Annotated in this window: 3 protein-coding genes and 1 pseudogene; all 4 read left to right on the forward strand. The window is 74.8% G+C overall.

The window, feature by feature from the left end; translation table 11 throughout:
* Nucleotides 1–223, forward strand: a pseudogene (locus JM949_RS34625) (SAM-dependent methyltransferase); the annotation flags it as partial.
* A complete protein-coding gene (locus tag JM949_RS34630; RefSeq protein WP_203152259.1) occupies nucleotides 220–1,392 on the forward strand; it encodes an alkaline phosphatase family protein in 1,173 nt (390 codons plus the stop codon). The pseudogene JM949_RS34625 and the gene JM949_RS34630, both read left to right, overlap by 4 nt.
* 42 nt (nucleotides 1,393–1,434) lie before the next feature.
* Nucleotides 1,435–2,694: a DNA polymerase IV gene (locus JM949_RS34635; protein ID WP_203152261.1), complete on the forward strand. Its 1,260-nt coding sequence runs from the start codon at nucleotides 1,435–1,437 to the stop codon at nucleotides 2,692–2,694.
* 116 nt (nucleotides 2,695–2,810) lie between these two features.
* On the forward strand, nucleotides 2,811–3,212 hold the full coding sequence (locus tag JM949_RS34640; RefSeq protein ID WP_124817678.1) for a DUF3040 domain-containing protein: 402 nt from the start codon (nucleotides 2,811–2,813) through the stop codon (nucleotides 3,210–3,212).
* Nucleotides 3,213–3,536 lie beyond the last annotated feature (324 nt).

Genomic DNA, 3,536 nt, shown 5'->3' on the forward strand with positions numbered 1-3,536 from the left:
TGCGCCGCCGCTACGACGCCCCCGGCGCCGCCGCGCTGCTCGCCGCCGCCGGCTCGTGGTCGAGGAGATCCACGGGGTACGCGTGCTGGCCGACCTGCTGCCGGCCGCCGTCTCCGACGGGCAGTCCGCCGCCGTGGTCGAGTTGGAACGCGCGTTGGCCGCCCAACCGCCGTACCGGGACCTGGCCGCCCAGCTGCACCTGTTCGCCCGCCGACCGGCATGATCGCCGCACCGGGTGGCGGGCCGGCACCGCTGGAGATCCTCGGACCGGACCACGCCGGCGGCCGTCTCGCCGACGTGCTGCCCAGCGCGCTCGCCGTGCTGGGTGTGCCCGGCTCGCCCGACCCGCTCGGGCTCGGTCCGGCGCTGGCCGGCGTCCGCCGGATCGCCGTGCTGCTGGTGGACGGCCTCGGTTGGTACCAGTTGCCGACGGCGGCGCCGTACGCACCGACCCTCGCCGGGCTCGCGGCGACGGTGGCCCGGCCGCTGATCGCCGGTTTCCCGTCCACCACCCCGACCAGCCTGGTGTCGCTGGGCACCGGTGTCGCGCCGGGCGCGCACGGGGTGCTCGGCTTCACCGTGCGGGTGCCCGGCACCGACCGGGTGCTCACCCACACCGACTGGGCCGCCGAGCCGCCGCCGTTGAGCTGGCAGCCGGTGACCACCCAGCTGGAACGCGCCCGCGCCGCCGGCGTGGCGACGACAGTGGTGAGTCGGCCGGAGTTCGGCGGCAGTGGGTTGACAGTGGCCGCCAACCGGGGCGGCGACTTCCGGGGTGCCGCCGGCGGGGACGCGGTGGCCGCCACCATGCTGGGCGCGCTGGCCGCCGGCCCCGGGCCCACAGTGGTCTCCGGCTACCACGCCGACCTGGACCGGCACGGCCACGTCAGCGGCGTCGACTCGACGCCGTGGCGGGTCGCCGCCACCGAGGTGGACGCCCTGGTCGCCCGGCTGGTCGACGGGCTGCCGCCGGACGCGGCGCTGCTGGTGACCGCCGACCACGGGCAGCTGGACATCCCCGCCGCGCACCGCTTCGACCTGGACACCGACCCACGACTGCGGGCCGGTGTGCGGCTGGTGGCCGGCGAGGCCCGGGTGCGCTACCTGCACGTCGAGCCGGGCGCGGTCGACGACGTGGTGGCCGCCTGGTCGGAGGTGCTGGGCGACGCGGCGCGGGTCCGCACCCGCGATGCGGTGGTGGCCACCGGCTGGTTCGGGCCGGTGCCCGAGGAGCACCTCGGGCGGATCGGCGACGTGGTGGTGACCTGCAACGACACCTACGCGGTGATGGCCAGTCGGACCGAGCGGCCGATGGCGTCGAGGCTGGTGGCGTACCACGGGTCGGACACCGCCGCCGAGCTGACCGTGCCGCTGCTGGTCGTACGCGGCTGACCGCCGGCTGGTGGTGTCGTACCCCCGGGTTAACCTGCCGGGATGGGCCGCAGCCAGTCGTTGCCCCGGGGCGGCGATCCGCGCTTCGGGCCGGACGCCGACGACTCCGGCAGCCCGATCCTGCACGTCGACATGGACGCCTTCTTCGCCGCCGTCGAGGTGCGTCGCCGACCCGAGCTGCTCGGCCGGCCGGTGATCGTCGGCGGGGTCGGGCCGCGCGGGGTGGTCAGCTCGGCCAGCTACGAGGCCCGCCGGTTCGGCGTACGCAGCGCGATGCCGACCAGCCAGGCCCGGGCCCGCTGTCCGCACGCGGTCTACCTGCCACCGGACTTCACCGCCTACTCGACCGCCTCGCGGGCGGTCATGCAGATCTTCCGGGACGTCACCCCGCTGGTCGAGCCGCTCTCCCTCGACGAGGCGTTCCTCGACGTGACCGGCGCCCGTCGGCTCTTCGGCTCTCCGGCCGCCATCGCCCGGCTGATCCGCCGCCGGGTCGCCGACGAGCAGGAGTTGACCTGCTCGGTCGGGGTGGCGCCGAGCAAGTTCGTGGCCAAGCTGGGCTCCACCCGGGCGAAACCCGACGGCCTGCTGGTCGTTCCGCACGGGCAGGTGCTCGACTTCCTGCACCCGCTGCCGGTGGACGCGCTGTGGGGGGTGGGGGAGCGGGCCGCCGAGGCGCTGCGTCGGCTCGGCCTGGGCACGGTCGGCGACCTCGCCGAGGCGCCGGTGGGGATGCTCCGCCGAGCGGTCGGTGCCGCCGCGGCGACGCACCTGCACGAGTTGGCCTGGGGGCGGGACCCGCGCCGGGTCAGCGCCGAGCAGGTGGACAAGTCGATCGGCGCCGAGGTGACCTTCGACGTCGACGTGGCCGATCCGCTGGAGATCCGTCGGGCGTTGCTGGCGCTCAGCGCGAAGGTCGGTGTCCGGTTGCGGGGTGCGGGGCAGGTCGGGCGCACCGTCGTGCTCAAGGTCCGGCTGGCTGACTTCCGCACCGTGAGCCGATCCCGCACCCTCGACGTGCCGACCGACACCGCCCGCGAGATGTTCGACACGGTCTGGGCGCTCTACACCGCGTTGGACCCGACCGAGCGGATCCGCCTCGTCGGTGTCCGGGTGGAAGGGCTCGCCCCGGCGCAGGGTCTCTCCCGACAGCTCGCCCTCGGTGCGCCCGAGCGTGGTTGGCGTGAGGCGGAAGCCGCCGCGGACGCCGCTGCTGCCCGTTTCGGGCGGTCCGTCATAGGTCCGGCCAGTCTGCTGGGCGACCGTGATCCCCGTCGAAAGGAAAATCCACAGCACCCGTAGGTCGTCCCGCTTTCCGACGCGCGACCCCCCTCGTAGACTTGCGGGTAAGCAGCCGGATGGCTGCCACGGTCTGTCGGCCCGAGTGGGCCCGACCAACGTGACCGGGGAGGAGTGCCGTGCCGCTCTCGGAGCACGAGCAGCGGCTGTTCGAGCAGATCGAGCGGTCGCTTGCCGAGGACCCCAAATTCGCCTCGGCCGTGCGCGCCAGCGATCCGCGCTTCCATGCGCGGCGTCGCCTGCTCGTCGCCGCCGGCGTGATCATCGCTGGCTTGGCTCTACTGGTCTATGGCGCGGTGATCAAGACTCCACCGCTGGCGGTGGCGGGCTTCGTCGTCATGCTGGCGTCGGCCGCGTTCGCGGTGCAGTCGCACCGTCGGGCGCAGTCACCTGACCTGCACGTGGTGGGCGGCACGACAAGTCGTCGCCGTCCTCGTGGTGGTGGCCGGTCCGGTCGCCGGTCGTCGATCCTGGACCGCATGGAGGACAGGTGGCGGCAGCGCCCGGAGGGGCACCGCTGAGCCAGTCCCGCCGCTGAGGCGGGCCGCACGCCGCGACGAGTGGGTCGCCGGGCAGCACTCCGGCGACTTCTGTCGTATCCACGCGCCCTGGCGCGCTGCCCCGTCCGTCTCCGCGTGATCGCGCTCGATCCCGGATGTAGTGGCCTCGTCCACGCGGGGAGGGGACTCTTTCCCGAATCGAGCACGATCTTCGGCCTGGCACCGGCTCCGGCCCTGGTACCGACCGCGCTCTGGCCTGTGCCTGGGTGGCCGGGCAGGGTCGGGCTCTCGCGCCGGGCCCTCGCGCCGGCCGTCGCGCCGGGCAGGGTCGGGCCCTCGCGCCGG

This window comes from Micromonospora tarensis (assembly GCF_016803395.1).
GTDB classification, from domain to species: Bacteria; Actinomycetota; Actinomycetes; order Mycobacteriales; family Micromonosporaceae; genus Micromonospora; species Micromonospora tarensis.